The sequence below is a fragment of the Cohnella faecalis genome (genome assembly GCF_003570905.1).
Classification (GTDB): domain Bacteria; phylum Bacillota; class Bacilli; order Paenibacillales; family Paenibacillaceae; genus Cohnella; species Cohnella faecalis.
In genome coordinates, this window is sequence record NZ_QXJM01000030.1 from 113,981 (window position 1) to 130,597 (window position 16,617).

The 16,617-nt window shown below is 56.9% G+C and carries 10 protein-coding genes and 1 pseudogene; 6 read left to right on the forward strand and 5 right to left on the reverse strand.

Annotated features, from left to right (window positions below; all coding sequences use genetic code 11):
• The first annotated feature begins 67 nt into the window (after window positions 1–67).
• Both D3H35_RS09790 and D3H35_RS09795 read left to right on the forward strand, forming a co-directional pair.
• Window positions 68–988, forward strand: coding sequence for an ABC transporter ATP-binding protein (locus D3H35_RS09790; RefSeq protein ID WP_119148905.1), 921 nt, complete (start codon window positions 68–70; stop codon window positions 986–988).
• Window positions 981–1,802, forward strand: coding sequence for an ABC transporter permease (locus tag D3H35_RS09795; protein WP_119148906.1), 822 nt, complete (start codon window positions 981–983; stop codon window positions 1,800–1,802). Before D3H35_RS09790 ends, D3H35_RS09795 begins: the two co-directional genes overlap by 8 nt.
• A 35-nt stretch (window positions 1,803–1,837) precedes the next feature.
• On the opposite strand, the gene D3H35_RS09800 is transcribed toward D3H35_RS09795, so the two are convergent.
• Together D3H35_RS09800 and D3H35_RS09805 are read right to left on the reverse strand one after the other, a co-directional pair.
• Entirely contained in the window at window positions 1,838–2,257 is a 420-nt protein-coding gene (locus D3H35_RS09800) for a bactofilin family protein (RefSeq protein WP_119148907.1), read from the reverse strand.
• A 7-nt stretch (window positions 2,258–2,264) separates the two neighbouring features.
• On the reverse strand, window positions 2,265–3,254 hold the full coding sequence (locus D3H35_RS09805; protein WP_158594039.1) for a peptidoglycan DD-metalloendopeptidase family protein: 990 nt from the start codon (window positions 3,252–3,254) through the stop codon (window positions 2,265–2,267).
• A 115-nt stretch (window positions 3,255–3,369) separates the two neighbouring features.
• Here D3H35_RS09805 and cls point away from each other — a divergent pair, with 115 nt between their 5' ends.
• Window positions 3,370–4,797: a cardiolipin synthase gene (gene cls / locus D3H35_RS09810; protein WP_119148909.1), complete on the forward strand. Its 1,428-nt coding sequence runs from the start codon at window positions 3,370–3,372 to the stop codon at window positions 4,795–4,797.
• Here the strand turns inward: cls and ligD are convergent.
• Window positions 4,783–5,694, reverse strand: a complete 912-nt coding sequence (ligD, locus tag D3H35_RS09815; protein ID WP_119148945.1) for a non-homologous end-joining DNA ligase — start codon at window positions 5,692–5,694, stop codon at window positions 4,783–4,785. The two genes, cls and ligD, sit on opposite strands and share 15 nt — an antisense overlap.
• A 164-nt stretch (window positions 5,695–5,858) precedes the next feature.
• Between ligD and D3H35_RS34070 the strand changes: the two are divergent.
• A pseudogene (locus D3H35_RS34070) lies at window positions 5,859–6,376 on the forward strand (ATP-dependent DNA ligase); the annotation flags it as partial.
• A 99-nt stretch (window positions 6,377–6,475) separates the two neighbouring features.
• Window positions 6,476–6,793, forward strand: a complete 318-nt coding sequence (locus D3H35_RS34075; RefSeq protein ID WP_325050035.1) for an ATP dependent DNA ligase — start codon at window positions 6,476–6,478, stop codon at window positions 6,791–6,793.
• Between the two features lie 1,750 nt (window positions 6,794–8,543).
• Here D3H35_RS34075 and D3H35_RS09835 read toward each other — a convergent pair.
• Window positions 8,544–11,756 (reverse strand): ATP-binding protein, encoded by a 3,213-nt coding sequence (locus tag D3H35_RS09835; RefSeq protein ID WP_119148912.1) that lies wholly within the window; start codon window positions 11,754–11,756, stop codon window positions 8,544–8,546.
• Window positions 11,743–12,414: a response regulator transcription factor gene (locus D3H35_RS09840; RefSeq protein WP_119148913.1), complete on the reverse strand. Its 672-nt coding sequence runs from the start codon at window positions 12,412–12,414 to the stop codon at window positions 11,743–11,745. The genes D3H35_RS09835 and D3H35_RS09840 overlap by 14 nt, the downstream gene beginning before the upstream one ends.
• 198 nt (window positions 12,415–12,612) lie before the next feature.
• On the opposite strand from D3H35_RS09840, the gene D3H35_RS09845 reads away from it, so the two are divergent.
• On the forward strand, window positions 12,613–16,197 hold the full coding sequence (locus D3H35_RS09845) for a glycoside hydrolase family 44 protein (RefSeq protein WP_158594040.1): 3,585 nt from the start codon (window positions 12,613–12,615) through the stop codon (window positions 16,195–16,197).
• Window positions 16,198–16,617 lie beyond the last annotated feature (420 nt).

Consider the following 16,617-nt stretch of genomic DNA (forward strand, 5'->3'; position numbering starts at 1 on the left):
CGGATTTTCGAGGTAAACTGCTATAATAGATGGGACTCTTATCCAAATTGATGTCGGAGGGAAACGAATGACACAAGGTCCTATCGTTCGGCTCACGAATGTGACGAAACGCATCGGGAACCGAACGCTCATCGACCGCGTATCGTTAGACGTGCACGCGGGCGAAGTATTCGGGTTCCTGGGTCCGAATGGCTCGGGCAAGACGACGACCATCCGGATGATGGTTGGATTGACGCGAATTAACGAGGGAGATATACAAATCGCGGGCCACAGCATCCGCACGGAATATGCCAAGGCGATCGTGAATGTGGGCGCTATCGTCGAGAACCCGGAGATGTACAAGTTTTTGACGGGTTATCAGAACTTGCTGCATTTCGCTCGCATGAATCCGGCGGTTACCCGGAAGCGGATCGACGAAGCGATCGAATTGGTCGGTTTGCAAGGCCGAATTCACGATAAAGTGAGGAAATACTCGCTGGGCATGCGTCAGCGGCTGGGCGTTGCGCAGGCGATCATGCATAGACCGAAGCTGCTTATTCTGGACGAGCCGACGAACGGACTCGATCCGGCGGGCATCCGGGAGCTTCGCGATTATTTGCGCCGTCTGTCGAGGGAAGAAGGCACTGCGGTATTCGTGTCCTCTCACTTGCTGTCGGAGATGGAGCTTATGTGCGATCGCGTCGCCATTCTGCAGAACGGCAAGATCATCGATACCCGGTCGCTTCGCGGAGAGGAAGAGACTGTCCGGGCTGCGGATATCGTGCAGTTCGACGTCGATCATCCCGATGCGGCGCTCGGCATTCTGGAGGGGGCGGGCTCGGCGCGAATCGTCGATGGCCTGCTGACGTTCGAAGCGGATCGGGGCACGGTCGCTTCCGTTAACCGCAAGCTGGTCGAAGCCGGGATCAACGTCTACGCCATCCGCGTAAAAACGAAATCTCTGGAAGACCAATTCCTTGAAATGACGGGGGGCGAGTCGGTTGGTTAATTTCCTGAAGCTCGTTCAGAACGAAAACATGAAGATTTACCGTAGATTGCGTACATGGATTATGCTTGGCGCCATCGTGCTGATTCCTATCTTGATTTCTATAATATGGAAGCTCACGACAGACGGACCGGATCCTTCAAACTGGCACGCTACGAACCAGGAGTTCGGCTTCGTACTTATGCTGATCACTATTTTCACGGTCGTCCAGTCGGCTGAATCGGTTGCGGGGGAATTTACGTGGGGGACGATCAAGCTGCTGCTCATTCGTCCGTGGAGCCGATCGGTCATCCTGTTGTCGAAGTACTTGTCGCTTATACTGTTCGCGCTGTTTTTTACGGTTATCGCCTTTGCGGTAACGCTGTTGGCCAATATCGCTATTTTCGGCTATACGGACAACCCGGGCGACTATTTGGCCCGCTTCAGCATGGGAGGGCAGCTTGCGGTCGATCTTTCTCCGTGGACGTTAATGCTTGAAGACATTGGGCTGCAATTGGTGAGCCTCGTAATGATTGTATCCTTTGCGTTCATGCTGTCATCCGCGTTCCGCAGCGGCGGCCTCGCAATCGGCTTGTCCATATTCCTTCTATTCGCGGGCAGCATTATTACGGCGATTCTCGCATCGGCCAATGGCACATGGGTGAAATACGTCATGTTCATTCATTTGGATTTGTCTTCCTATCTCAACGGGGGAGACGGTCCGATCCCGAATCATCCGATGACGATGTCCTTTTCTCTCGCCGTGCTGGCCGTTTACTTTATTATTTTCAACCTTGTTTCCTGGACCGTGTTCGTCAAGCGCGACGTGGCGGCTTAATGGACGCTTAATAGAAGAAGACGAAGCAGGCGGGATTATCCCGCCTGCTTCGTTTTTCCACCTCCGCTTCCGCCGTCATGGCCGACGGCTGCCGCCTTGCCGAATTCGGCGCGCTCCATCTTGCTGGAGCCGTTAAGGACGCCGCCCTCCTGTACGATAAGCGTCGCTGCGTAGGAGTCGCCGTGCAATTGGCCGCTCGACGTAATAACAAGCTTTCCTCTCGTATGGACGTCCCCGTGCACTTTTCCGGCGATCGTCACGTCTCTGGCCGTGATGCTCGATTTCGCCTCGCCTTTTTCCCCGATGACCAAATCGCCCTTGCAGTCGATATCTCCCGTGAACGTTCCGTCGATTCGAACGCCCGCTTCGGATCTCAGACGGCCCTCCATCTCCGTTCCATGACCGATGAGCGTATCCGTTTCCCCGGCGGAAAGCTTGAATTTTTCCTTGAACATGGCGGCACTAATCCTCCTTCACCATTCGCAAATAAGGGAGCGGACTGACCGGCTCATCCTGCACGACGACTTGAAAATGCAAATGAGGCCCCGTGCTTCTCCCGGTATTGCCCAATCTTCCGATCACTTCGCCGCGGCCGACGATTGCTCCGGTCTTGACGCTTATGCGCCGCAAATGCATGTACCATGATTCCAGTCCACTGCGATGGGTAATAATGATATAATTGCCACGAGAGCTATTGAAGCCGGTTTCCTTGACTGTGCCGCTGCCCGCGGCAAAGACGGGATCGTCCTCGTCTCCGGAAATGTCGATCCCGGCATGAAAGGTAGAGCGCCCGTTGATCGGGTCGCGCCGATATCCGAAGCCGGAAGTGAGCTTGCGCGAGACCGTCGGCCATCCGGATGGACGGGACTCGATCTCGGCTTGACGCTGCCGCGCTTTACGAAGATTGCTTGCCATCGTATCGGCGAGGCTGTCCAACAGCTCCGACAGCTCTTCGAAATCCGCGATGGCGGAAGCCATGGACTCGTCGGACACACCGTCCTCCGTCGACTTGGCGGCGGCGACGCTGCTCTCCGCCAGTATGGAAGAAGTCCGGTATGAATCGTCGGTCAAGCCGGGCAGCGCACTCTCTTGCTTGCCGATAAATTGTCTCAGCTTCGTCTCCAACTCGCGCAAGCCTTGCATGCGGGTTTTCAGATCGTCGGCTTGTTCGTTCAGACTGGCCAGCTCTTGTCGAAGCGTGCCGATCTCCTCGTCCTTGCCGTTCTCCGAGCCGGATAGCTGCTCGGATTGCCGGGCGATTAGCGATTCGAGCTCCTGTATGCGATAAAGCGACTTCAGCTCCAGCCCCGCGATTACTCCGGCAATCGTCAGCGCCGCGGCGACCGGGACAATAAAGACGGTTTTTCCCGACACTTGAATTCGCTTGACCTGTTGGCCGGGTCCTCTAATGAGAAGGAACGACCACCTTGGCTTTCGTTTGCTAGCAGTCATCGTCTCTCCTTTCATCGGGCTCCTTTTTTGCTTGGCTGTCGAACGCGTTCTATTGACTTTTATTCTTGAAAACGAGTGTTCATACCTCATAATTCCCTAGAAGGAGAATCCGGCCTTGACTTGGATCGTCTTGTTTCTGCTCGTCATTTTATTCCAGGCGGCAACGATTCTGCTGCTCGAATTTCGCAGGCCGGCTCACGCGACGGCATGGCTGTTCATCTTGTTCCTGTTTCCGCTTGTCGGATTCATTCTTTACTACTTTCTGGCACACGAATATAGAAGAAGCCGCTCCGTCAAACGCAGGGGGAGAATGGACGAGCGGCGACGAGCGATCAGGCTGCGCAAGAGCACCCTATTGACGCGTCCGTCCCAGCTGCCGGACGAGAAGCTTTCGGAAAACGGACGGCTGTTCCGAATGCTGGTGAAAGGCGGAGAGTTCCCTATTACGGGAGCCAACCGCACTCGTCTGTTCAATAACGGGCACGATACTTACGATGCGATGCTGGAAGCGATTCGGTCGGCCAAGCACCACATTCATATGTCGTCTTATATCGTAAGGGACGACCATATGGGACGTCTTTTTCGCGACACGCTCGCCGACAAAGCGAGACAAGGGGTCGAGGTAAGGTTTTTGTTCGACGGGTTGGGCAGCTACAAGCTGAAGGCCGCTTATTTCAAGCCGCTCCTGGAGGCAGGGGGACGGTTTGCTTGTTTTTTTCCGATTCGGATTTCGTTTTTGAAAAAAAGGCTCAACTATCGGAACCACCGAAAAATTCTTGTCGTCGACGGGCTGAAAGGATTTGTGGGCGGCATTAATTTAGGGGACGAGTATGTCGGCAAGGATAGAAGGCTCGGGTATTGGCGCGACACTCATCTGGAGATCGAGGGAGATGCCGTGTACGGTTTGCAGGAGGTATTTCTGAAGGACTGGGAGCTGGCGACGAAGGAGCGGCCTAGTCATCCGGACTATTTTCCCGATCATGCGTGCGAGGGACGGGAGCCTGTCCAGATCGTGTCGGGCGGTCCGAACAGGAGAGGCGATGCCATTCATGACGCCGTCTACGCGCTAATATCTTCAGCCAGAGAGAGGATATGGATCACGACGCCGTATTTCATTCCGAGCGCGGCGATCTCCATGGCGCTTCACGATGCGGCGATGAGCGGACTGGACGTTCGGATTCTCATCCCCTCGATACCCGATACCTACCTCGTTCATTGGGCGACTCTTTCTTACGTGGAGGAGCTGATGAAGTCGGGAGTTCGGGTATGGCAGTATCAAAAAGGGTTCGTTCACGCGAAGACGATCGTCATCGACAAGATGGCGGCGACGGTGGGGACGGCGAATATGGATTTGCGCAGCTTCTTCAGCAACTTCGAGCTGAACGCGCATCTGTTCGATGCGGAAGCGATTAGCCGAGTCGAGAATCATTTTCTTGAAGATTTGCAGGACAGCACGGAGATGAGGCTTCAATTGTTCCGCGAGCGCTCGAAGAAGCAGAAGACAAGGGAAGCGCTCGCTCGTCTGCTGTCACCGCTGCTTTAGGAACGAAGCGATGCCGCCGAGCACAGGAGCAAGACTTTGCGGAGGGACGGCTGCGATCAGATCGCCCCGGGTTTGCAGACGTTCTATGATATTGCGCAAATGGAAGTCGGCGGGCTTCGCTCCCGAACGCACTTCTTCCCAGGTTAGCGGAGTGGATACCGTAGCTCCGGGCCTGGCGCGCGGAGAATAGGGAGCGGGGAGCGTACGCCCGCTGTAGTGCTGGAGATAATCGAGGTAGATGAGCTCGCCTCGGTTCTTCGTCATCCGTTCCACGGTGAACAGCCCGGGATGTTGGGCTACGAGATATTCGGAGCAAAATTTCCCGAAGCTCCGCAGCTCGTCGAATGTCGGTCCGCGTTCGATCGGCATGACGATTTGAACGCCGGTAGCGCCCGAAGTTTTCGGGACGGCTTGCAGGCCCAAGGAGCGAAGCAATTCGAGGACATGGTCGGCCGCCTCCATAATTCGCGGCTCGTCCGGCAGCGTCGGATCGATATCGAGCATCCAGACGTTAGGCGTTGGTGCGAGTTGTCCGATTTCCTCGCAAGAGGCGTGGAATTCAAGCGCGTAGAGGCTTCCCATCCACATGAGGGCAGGGAGCGAGTCCAGCACTACATAACGGATATCGCCCGCGATCGCCGTCCGGACATAGTCGGGCGTCGGCCGCGGGCTGTTTTTTTGGTAAAAGGATGTGCCGTGAATGCCTTCGGGATAACGAATCGTCGTCAAATAACGGTTGGTCGTATAAGGGAGCAGGTACGGCGCCAGCTTGGCAAGCGTCTGCACATACTCGAGCTTCGTAATGCCGGCCTCCGGCCATAGCAGCTTGTCGGGGTGGGAGACGGCCAGCTCATAGTCGCCCATACGCAAAATCGTGCGGTTCGGTGCGGTCGGCATAGGGGCTGGAGCTCCTTTCGGTTCGATGGAAAGTAATTTAACCCCCGGATACGCGCGATATTCGTCGCCAACGTCGTGACGCATGATGCGATGCGATGCCGCATTGCTGCGCATACTAAATCTCCAGGTCACCGCCCAGATAGGAGATGTGAATGTGCATGAGCATGAAGCCGATTGTCCCTTTCGAGCCTGTTCGTTCTACTGAAATACCGCAAGGCGGTAACTGGGTGCATCAGATCAAGTGGGACGGTGTAAGAATCGTAGCGTATTTTGACGGCAAGGCCGTGCGGCTGTTCAATCGACAAAAGAACGAACGGACGCAGCAGTACCCGAATTGGTTGAGCCGACGTATTGCGGGGCCAAATCTTTTATTTTGGATGGGGAAGTAATAGCTTTGGCTGCGGACGGCAAGCCTTCTTTTCATGAAGTGATGCGCCGGGACGGGATTCGGGTAACGGCCCGAGTGCCGCAAGCTATGCGGAACGTTTCGGTTGCTTATATGGTATTTGACATTCTTTTTTACAACGGCGAGTGGGTCAACCAACTGCCTTTGCATGAACGGCAACAACTGCTGGCGAGCGTGATTATTCCCGGCGAATATGTCCAGCCGGTTGCATCTCATAAGGATGGCGGCGCACTCTTCGAGGTTATCCGCGGCCAAAGCATGGAAGGGATCGTCTCCAAAGAGCTGGATAGCTCTTACCCGTTGGAAGGCAAGGACGGAAGATGGGTAAAAGTCAAAAATTACGGCGACATCATTGCGGTCATCGGCGGGTTTCGGATGGGAGACGGCGTTGTCGGATCGGTGCTGGCGGGACTTTATCAGGAGGGCCGATTGCTGTTTATCGGCAAGGTGGGAACCGGCAAGCTGACCTCGTCCGACTGGCGCGAGCTGACAGCGATGCTGACGGCCATCGAAATTCCAGAATGCCCCTTCGCCAATCGGAGCGAAGAATTCAAAGGAGCAAGATGGGTCAAGCCTCTAATCACCGTTAAAATCCAATATTCCGAGTGGAGGAGGAGCGAAGGCAGAACGATGCGGCAACCGAGCATTCAAGCTTTCGTAGACAAGCCTCCGGAAGAATGCGTTTTTGAGTAGCCGATTCCCCGCCGCCAATAGCCCGCTCCGGCGTGGCTAATTGCTCGCCGGTGCGCATCCCGCCGCCGGTAGCCCGCTCCGGCGTGGCTAATTGCTCGCCGGTGCGCATCCCGCCACCAGTAACCCGCCCCGGCGGGGCTAAACGCTTGCAGTTGCGCCTTCGCATCCACAAATCGCCGAAAGAATGTTACCTCGTCCCACTGTTGAGCGTTCGCACCCTCAAATCGCCGAAAGAATGTTACCCCGTCCCACTGTTGAGCCTCCGCGCCCTCAAATCGTCGAAAGAATGTTACCTCGTCCCACTGTTGAGCCTCCGCACCCACAAATCGCCGAAAGAATGTTACCCCGTCCCACTGTTGAGCGTTCGCATCCACAAATCGCCGAAAGAATGTTACCTCGTCTCACTGTTGAGCCTCCGCACCCACAAATCGCCGAAAGAATGTTACCCCGTCCCACTGTTGAGCGTTCGCACCCACAAATCGTCGAAAGAATGTTACCTCGTCCCACTGTTGAGCGTTCGCATCCACAAATCGCCGAAAGAATGTTACCTCGTCCCACAGTTGAGCGTTCGCACCCACAAATCGCCGAAAGAATGTTACCTCGTCCCACAGTTGAGCGTTCGCATCCACAAATCGCCGAAAGAATGTTACCCCGTCCCACTGTTGAGCGTTCGCATCCACAAATCGCCGAAAGAATGTTACCCCGTCCCACTGTTGAGCGTTCGCACCCTCAAATCGCCGAAAGAATGTTACCTCGTCCCACTGTTGAGCGTTCGCATCCACAAATCGCCGAAAGAATGTTACCCCGTCCCACTGTTGAGCGTTCGCACCCTCAAATCGCCGAAAGAATGTTACCCCGTCCCACTGTTGAGCCTCCGCGCCCTCAAATCGTCGAAAGAATGTTACCTCGTCCCACTGTTGAGCGTTCGCATCCACAAATCGCCGAAAGAATGTTACCCCGTCCCACTGTTGAGCGTTCGCACCCTCAAATCGCCGAAAGAATGTTACCCCGTCCCACTGTTGAGCCTCCGCATCCAAATCGCCGAAAGAATGTTACCTCGTCCCACTGTTGAGGGTTTGCATCCACAAATCGCCGAAAGAATGTTACCTCGTCCCACTGTTGAGCGTTCGCATCCACAAATCGCCGAAAGAATGTTACCCCGTCCCACTGTTGAGCGTTCGCATCCACAAATCGCCGAAAGAATGTTACCTCGTCCCACTGCATCGCATCCCGCCGCCAGTAACCCGCTCCGGTGTGGCTAAACGCTCGCAGCATCGCATCCTGCCGCCGGTAACCCGCTCCGGTGTGGCTAAACGCTCGCAGCATCGCATCCCGCCGCCGGTAACCCGCTCCGGTGGGGCTAAACGCTCGTAGCATCGCATCCCGCCGCCAGTAACCCGCTCCGGTGTGGCTAAACGCTCGCAGCATCGCATCCCGCCGCCGGTAACCCGCTCCGGCGTGACTAAACGCCCGCAGCATCGCATCTCGCCGCCAGTAACCCGCTCTGGCGTGGCTAAACGCTCGCAGCATCGCATCTCGCCGCCAGTAACCTGCTCTGGCATGGCTAAATTCCCGCAGCATCGCATCCCCGCCGCCAGTAACCCGCTCTGGCATGGCTAAAAGCTCGCAGCATCGCATCCCCGCCGCCAGTAACCCGCTCTGGCGTGGCTAAATGCTCGCAGCATCGCATCCCCGCCGCCAGTAACCCGCTCCGGCGTGACTAAACGCCCGCAGCATCGCATCCCCGCCATCAGCTTTGGCCGGAGACGAGCGGCAGCTTCAGGAACAGCCGGCACCCTGCCGGTCCGTCGTTGCCAGCATTTCCGATCGTGACCGTCCCGCCGAGAAGATGAACCCTCTCCATCATCGATGTGAGGCCGAAGCCTGGCTTGGCGTTGCCGTAAGGCTCGCCGTCGCAGGTCAGAACGAACAGCAGAGAGCCGTCTTCCGGGTAAAGCTCGAAGCGGAATCGGCTGGCCCGGCCGTGCCGAATCCCGTTGGTCAGCCCCTCCATTAAAGCGTGGTAGACGACTCGTCCGGACAATTCGCTAAGAGGAGGCAGCGGCACCGGGTCGAAGGCGACGGCGACCTCCGCATGCTCCGTTGTCTCGCGGATCAGCTCCTGCAAGGCATCCTCAAGATTGAAATAGATGCTGTCGTCTTTGAGCATGCGCACCGTTCGGCGGACTTCGTCCAACGACTTGCGTACGAGATCGCCGGTAACGACAATTCGCTCGACCGATTTTCCAAAATCGCGCTCCGCCCACTTTTTGGCCGCTTCGACCTGAATGATCGCTGCCGTCAGCGTATGGCCGACAACGTCGTGCATTTCGTTAGCGATGCGATTGCGCTCTTCGAGCACGGACACCTCGGCCAAAGCCTCGGCCGTTTCCCGTACCGAGCCGGCTAATATCCTGTTCGTCTCCTCAAGGTCTTCCGTCCGTTTGGCAACCAGCTCCTCCAACGATAGATGGAGCCGGGACAGCTGAAGCTGGATTTCCGTCCGGGCGAGCAGCTCGCCTTGGGTGAACGGCTTGGTTAAGTAATCGTTCGCCCCAGCCTCGAAGCCCAGCTTTAAATCCCGCAGCCGGTTTTGGGCGGACAGCAGAATGACGGGAAGCTCGCCCGGTCCCCATCGCTCCCGGGTTCTGCGGCATACTTCATACCCGTTCATCCCCGGCATCATGACGTCAAGCAGCAGCAAGGCCGGTTTCTCTCCGTTCTCCAGAAGGTCCAGCGCTTCGGCCCCATCCTTGGCTTGCGCGATCCGGTAGGAGCCCCCGCGCAAAAAATGCCGGAGAACTTGAAGGTTGATAGGCTCGTCGTCCGCAATCAGGATAAGAGGACGATCTTCCGATTGTTTGTCTTCCCGCAGAGAGTCCGGGATGACCGGCAGCACCGTACCGATTTCTTCGGACTGCTCGGCGAGGCCGGATAGTCGCTCCATCACGCTTTCCGAGATGTCAACGACCGTCGTCTCACCCGCTGCTGCCGGGAGGGTGAAGTTGACCTTGGTGCCAAGCCCGTGACTGGAATCGATGGCGAGCGAGCCGCCATGGAGCTCGACCAGCCGCTTGGAGGTGGAAAGACCAAGTCCCGTCCCTCCTCCGTAATGATTCTCCGCCGCGGCGAATGGCTCGAACAAGCGGGCAAGACGCTCCGGAGCTATTCCCGGGCCGTCGTCCTCGATTGTAATTCGAACATCCGCACTCCCCCGCTCGCCAATGGCCTCCGCGCTTTCGATCCGCGCGACGATGGAGCCCGGCGCTGCGTAGCGGATAGCATTGCCAAGCAGGTTGTACAGAATCTGCTCCAGGCGGGCTGAGTCGGCGAGCGCGGCAGGAGGCTCGCCGACGGCTTCGACCGCAAGCTTGGCGATTTCCTTCGACTTAGCGAGGGGAGCCAGCGAGGCCGCGACCGCTTCCGCCGTCTGGACGACGTTGACCGGCCCAAGCGTCAGCTTGATATCCCCGTGCTTGAGCCGGTTCCAATCGAGGATGTCGTTCACAAGCCTTAGAAGCCTGTCGGCGCTGTTCCGGATCAGCTTCAGGTCGCGCCTGACGCGATCCCCGACAGGACCCGACGCTCCTTCCATCAACGACTCCGACAAACCGGCAATTCCGTGAAGGGGGGTGCGCAGCTCGTGCGTCGTGTTGCGGAGGAAGTCGTCCTTCAGCCGTCCGAGCGTCTCCATCTCGGCATTCGCGACGGCAAGCTCATCCGCGGTTTGCTTCAACCGGCGGTAGACGTTTTTGAATCGGCTGAGAAGCACCATTCCCAGACAACCGATGAACAGCGTCAGGCCGATCGGGAGTGCCAACGCGATGATGGTTCCTGTTATTCCCGGCAACGAGTACAATTCGTTGTACGTGTTCGGATTTGCGTTCAAATACAGGTGAACGGCCGCGGAGCCGGTCAGGCTTGCGTAGCCGCCGAGCAGCCATCGGAACTCGCCCGAACGCGGGCGGTTTCTCTCTCGTCCGTATCGAAAGAGAGTATAGGACATATACAGCAGAATAGGAGTCAGCAAGTAAGACAAGTAGACGATCGTCATTTTCCGGAACAGCTCGCTGTCGACTAAGGAGGCCCATGCCGTTGCCAACGTATAGATGAATAAGCCCGCTGCGATCCATCGGTACGCCCGGCCGTAACGATCGCGAAGCGCCGATCCGTAAAAACCCGCGAATCCCGTCACGCCCAGAGGGAGCAGCAAGTCTCGAAAATAATAGACCGGGTCCATCGGCAAGCTCCGACTCCAGGACAGCGAGGACGACATGAGGCCGATCCCGGCGCCTGCGCATCCGGTTACGAGCGCAAACCAGAGGTAGAGACGCTCCTCGCGGCGGTGCCAATAGACGAACAACGCCGCTATGCAGGCCATGGAAAAGACGATCGAGAACGCGGCAAGCTGTTGATTGCTCTGTGCGATCGTCCGATCGATCAGCGTCCGTTCCCCGATGCCGTGCCAGCCGTTCCAATACGCTGCGCCTTCCCACCGCCATTTGACATATAGCGTGCGCCCCTTGTCCGCCGGGTCAAAGCTAACGATTCGCTGCGTCATATTCGGGTTGACGTAACGGCTTGCTTTTTCCATGTTGAAGGAATCGAGCAGCCGGTCGTCGACGTAAGTTTCCACCGATTTGGAATAGGTGAGGAGCATCGAAGGGTCGCGCTCCGGAAGAGGCGGCATTTTTCTTTTCAGCCATACGATCCCATGGTAGCCTTTGAACTTGAGCTGCTCCCGTTCGTCCAGCGGAACCCAACGGTCTGCCGGCGTTCCGGTTTTTTCGCCCCACAGCACGGTCCAGCCTTGTTGAAAGAAATAAAGAATATGAGAGTAATCGAGGTTATCCTTCGCCGCGCCGGACGAAGCTTGCGGAACGAGAGAGAACAACGCCAGGGAAAGGATGACGATTCGCAAGGAGCCGCGCCCCATTCCCTTGACGAAATCAAACGATCTCATCGTTAAGCAGCTCCCTCAGGAAAGCCATGGCGGCTTTGCGGTCGTTCGTTCCGATTTTGCTGTAGATAATGCTTACGTAGTTGCGAACCGTGCCTTCGCTCATGAACAAGGAAATAGCGATTTGCTTGTTGGAGTGGCCTTGCAGCATAAGCAGGATAATCTTCCGTTCACGGTCGGTGAAGATAAGTCCGTTGCGCTGAAGCGCGCCTTCATCGAATTCGTTGGAGCCTTGGGGCGATAGAGTTGCAAGCTTGGCAGCCAGCTTGGTGGCGATGGCAGCCGGCAAGAGGACATGCCCCTTCATCGATTCTCTCAGCATTTCAACGACGCGATCGGCGGTCATATCCTTGAGCACGAAGCCGTCCGCTCCGGCTGCGAGAGCGTCGACGATATGCTTTTCCTCCGCGAACGTCGTCAGCATGAGCACGATCGTCTTCGGAAAATCCCGCTTTATCGTTCGGAGCGCTTCGATTCCGTCCATGACCGGCATTTTTATGTCCATAAGCACGATATCCGGTCCGTAGAGGCGGACGGCCTCGCAGGCTTCCTGACCGTTCTCGGAGAGGGATACGACTTCCATATCGTTTTCAAGCTGCAGAATCATCTGGATTCCTTCGCGGAGCAGCCGCTGATCGTCGGCTATCAATACTCGGTACATAACGCCGCTTCCCCCATCGCATTGTTAGTAGTTCAGATAGATTCTAACCCGATTGACCGCGCATGAATATGGCTTTTTGAAATCACATGACCGAATGTGACAAAAACGGTGACACGGAGTAACTAGCGCAGACGGAGGAGCCTTCTTATTCTTGGAAGTATGGCTCGCATAGTGCCAAGCCAGAGGGAGGAAACAAGGATGAAAATCAAGAAAAACGCGCTGTTGACAGGTACGATGGCGGCATTGCTGCTGCTGTCTCCATTCTCGCCGGCGTCCGTTCAAAAGACGTATGGGGAATCGACGGGCAAGCTGGTCGTCTATGACGACTCTCTGTCCGGACAATTCGCCGATTACGGCTGGGCCGAATCCAATCTGGGAGAGACGGGCACCGTTCATAGCGGCGACAGGTCGATCAAGCTGGATGCGGACGAAGGGCAGGCTCTTTATTTTTACAAAGACAGGGTTATGAATGCGGGCGAGTACGGCTCGTTCTCGTTCTGGGTTCACGGAGGGGACTCCGGCGGGCAAAAGTTCAAGCTGACGTTCTCGCTGGGAGGCCAAGCCGTCGCGGAGATCGATTCCTCTAAGCTGCTTCCGCAAGGAGTGCCGCAAGGGGAATGGAAGCAAGTTGTCGTGCCGCTGGAAGCGAACGGGGTGCGCGGAATTATCGATGGAATCTGGGTTTGGGGATCGGGCAGCCAGGAGCCGTTCTACATCGACGATATGCTCTTCTCCGGTTCGGGATCGGGCACGGGGGGAAGCAATGACCCGCAATCTCCCGAAGCTACTCTTGCGGGCATTTCGTTCGGAGATAACCAGTGGGTGTTGAAAACGGGGGGCTTGCGCTCCGCGCCTCTGAACGCAGTATGGTCGGACGGAACGACGAACCCGCTCAGAGAAGGCGTCGTTTGGTCGCTGGACGACGAGTCCGTCGCTTCGGTATCCAACGGTCTCGTCACCGGGCTGAAAGCCGGGACGACCGTTCTTCGCGCGGCGTTCGGCGACTTCCGTGCGGAGCTTCCGTTGACGGTCGTGGAAGGCCAGCCCGCTCCTCCGATCGAAGAGATCGTCGGAGAGTACTTGTACGACGACGCTCTTGCGTCCTTCGTCTCGGATTATAGCGGAGTTGCGCACGATCTGAACGACGGGGAAGTCGTTCATACCGGCGTCAGCTCTATCCGGATCGAGCCGAACGGCGATTCCGCCGCGTACTTCTATAGCGGCCGTCCGATTACGGGCAAGGAATACGAGAAGCTTCGGCTGTGGATCAACGGCGGAGAAGCCGGCGGCCAGGAAATTACGCTGAAGCTGACGGCCGGCGGGCAGCCGGTTGCCGAATTTAACGCCGAAGAGCTCGTGCCGGGAGGTCTTCCCGCCGGTGAATGGGCCCAGGTTGAACTGCCTCTGACTGCAAGTCAGCTGTTCGACGGTATCCTGATTGCGGGTGCCGCTTCGGGAGCCCAGCCGGCGTTCTATGTAGACGATATTGCCATTATTTCGAAAAAAGCGGCGCAAGCGCGAATCGTGGAGCTGCGCATCGATAAGCCTCGTTCGGTCTTGCTGCCGGGAGAAACGGGACAGCTGCAAGCCGAAACCTACTTCGCGGGCGGCGACACGGGCGTTCCATCCGGGGTGAAGTGGTCGAGCGATAAGCCGGATATCGTCAGCGTCGATTCGGGCGAGCTGACCGCTTCGGCGATCGGCATAGCGAAGATTACGGCCGAGTACAAGGAATTCCGTGCCGAAGCTTATGTCCAAGTGACCGAAACGGCGTCCGAGCTCGTATATGAGGATAGCTTGACGGACGGCTATCGCAATTTTAGCTGGCACGACAAGGACTTCGCTAACCGCGAGCAAGCGCATAGCGGAGCGGTTTCGATCAAGTTCGAGCCGGACGGCTGGGACGGCGTATGGATCTCGGGGGACAAGAAGCTGCGGGTTGAGCAGTATTACGGCTTCCGCTTCTGGATTCACGGCGGAACGACGGGCGCGCAAAAGCTGCTGTTCCACGTCTACGACGGCCAGTCGGGCTTAGGCGCGGTCGATCTGAGCCGCTACTTCCCGGAGGGTGGACTTAAGCCGGGCGTGTGGACGCCGGTCACCGTTAATTTTGCAGATCTAGGGCTGTCGGACGGGCAGTTTGACGGAATTATTTTCCAAGCTTCTACCGAAGACAATCAAGGCACAGTCTATGTGGACGACATCTCCTTGCTGCGGAATTTGCATGCCGGGGAGCTTCCGGAACCGGTGCTGCCTGCTCTAGGCGTCACGATCGATACGTCTTCGGACCGCAAATCGGTCAATCCGGAAATTTACGGAATTAACTACGACGACATGCATCCGACGGAATCGACGCTCAGCTTCCCGGTTCAACGGTGGGGCGGCAACCAGACGACGCGTTACAACTGGCAGCTGGATACGGCTAACCGGGCGAACGACTGGTATTATATTAACTATCCTTACGACAATGACAATCCGGGTGCTTTGCCGAACGGTTCCACTTCGGATCTGTTCATCGACGGCGTCCGGGCAAAGGGCGGGCAGGTGCTGCTGACGGTTCCGACGATCGGTTGGACTCCGAAGGATCGCGAAATCCGTTCCGGCTTCTCCGTTAAGAAGTACGGCGCGCAACAAAGCGTCGCCCAGGAAAGACCCGATGCGGGCAACGGCCTCCGTCCGGACGGTACGCCGATTACCGGCAATTCGCCGACCGATACGTCCAAGCCGATCGGACCGGAATTCGTAACGGGCTGGATGGATCACATCAAAAACCGGACCGGCGAAGGCGTTCACTACTACGCGCTCGACAACGAGCCGGAAATTTGGAATTCGACCCACCGCGACGTTCATCCGAACCCGCCGACGTACGACGAGATTTGGAATTTTACGAAAAAATACGGAGCGGCCATTAAAGCCAAGGATTCTTCGGCAAAAGTATTCGGTCCCGTTTCCTGGGGCTGGTGCGCGTACTTCTACTCTTCGGCAGACGTGTGCGCGGACGGTCCGGATCGCCAATCCCACGAGGGCGCGCCGTTCCTGGAATGGTACTTGCAGCAGTTGGCCAAATACGAGAAGACGTCCGGCGGAACCCGCCTCGTCGATTATTTGGACATCCACTATTATTCGCAGGAAGACGGAGTTCCGACGGATGAAGAGGGGCCGACGACGGTCAAGCGGCGCTTCCAAGCGCTGAAATCGTTGTACGATCCGAATTTCATCGATCAATCGTGGATTCAGGAGCCGATTAACCTTATTCCGAGAATGAAGGACATTATCGATCGCAATCTTCCGGGCATGAAGCTTGCGTTGACCGAGTACAACTTCGGCAACGGACGCGGGATCAGCGCGGGTATCGCTCAAGCGGAAGCGCTCGCGATCTTCGGTCGCGAAGGCGTCGACCTCGCGACGAGATTCGGCACGCTTCCTGCGGGCACTCCGCTTGAGGATGCGTTCAAGCTGTATTTGAACTATGACGGTCAAGGCTCCAAAATCGAAGGCACAAGCGTCAAGACGGTATCCGATTTGCCTGACGCCGTAGGCGCGTATACGATCGAAGGCAGCAACGGACAGCTGTACGTGCTGTTGTTCAACAAAGATACCGTTACGCGGGAAGTTCATGTCGGCACCGGCGACGACGCCATAGCCGGAGCGGCTTCCATGTACCGATTCGACGCCAGACAGCGCCTCTCCCCTGCAGGTCAAGTATCCGCAGGCGAGGAAGGCAAGCTGACCGTGAAACTGCCGTCCCGCTCGGCGACGCTTCTCGTCGTTCCGACGGAATAGCAGACCGGAGATGTGACCGAAAAGGTCACAACAGCAGCGCTGGACCGCAAAAGTAGCTGAAGATGCGCCCGAAAGTGACACATCTCCGACGCTGGATCGAGAAAGTAGCTGAAGGTGTGCCCGAAAGTGACACAACAGCGGCGCGAATTGAGAAAGTAGCTGAAGATGTGCCCGAAAGTGACATATCTCCGGCGCTGGATTGCAAAAGTAGCTGGAGATGTGTCGCAAACGAACCCAACAACAACGGAGCCGTCCCAAAGGGCTGTAAGCCCTTTGGGACGGCTCCATTTTCATTCGTTTTCCCGCCTATCCTCGCTCCCCCTCTTTACAAGTCATCCGGCAAGCATACTCATGCGCATTCGACCTGCTTTCACAGCACGCTCCAACTTACCCCGCTCCACTGCAACTGACCCCATAGTA

Excerpts from the sequence above, each read along its gene's own strand:
- D3H35_RS09790 (WP_119148905.1), top strand. The coding sequence starts at position 68 with ATGACACAAGGTCCTATCGTTCGGCTCACGAATGTGACGAAACGCATC.
- D3H35_RS09800 (WP_119148907.1), bottom strand. The coding sequence starts at position 2,257 with ATGTTCAAGGAAAAATTCAAGCTTTCCGCCGGGGAAACGGATACGCTC.
- D3H35_RS09805 (WP_158594039.1), bottom strand. The coding sequence starts at position 3,254 with ATGACTGCTAGCAAACGAAAGCCAAGGTGGTCGTTCCTTCTCATTAGA.
- ligD (WP_119148945.1), bottom strand. The coding sequence starts at position 5,694 with ATGCCGACCGCACCGAACCGCACGATTTTGCGTATGGGCGACTATGAG.
- D3H35_RS34075 (WP_325050035.1), top strand. The coding sequence starts at position 6,476 with ATGGGAGACGGCGTTGTCGGATCGGTGCTGGCGGGACTTTATCAGGAG.
- D3H35_RS09835 (WP_119148912.1), bottom strand. The coding sequence starts at position 11,756 with ATGAGATCGTTTGATTTCGTCAAGGGAATGGGGCGCGGCTCCTTGCGA.
- D3H35_RS09840 (WP_119148913.1), bottom strand. The coding sequence starts at position 12,414 with ATGTACCGAGTATTGATAGCCGACGATCAGCGGCTGCTCCGCGAAGGA.
- D3H35_RS09845 (WP_158594040.1), top strand. The coding sequence starts at position 12,613 with ATGAAAATCAAGAAAAACGCGCTGTTGACAGGTACGATGGCGGCATTG.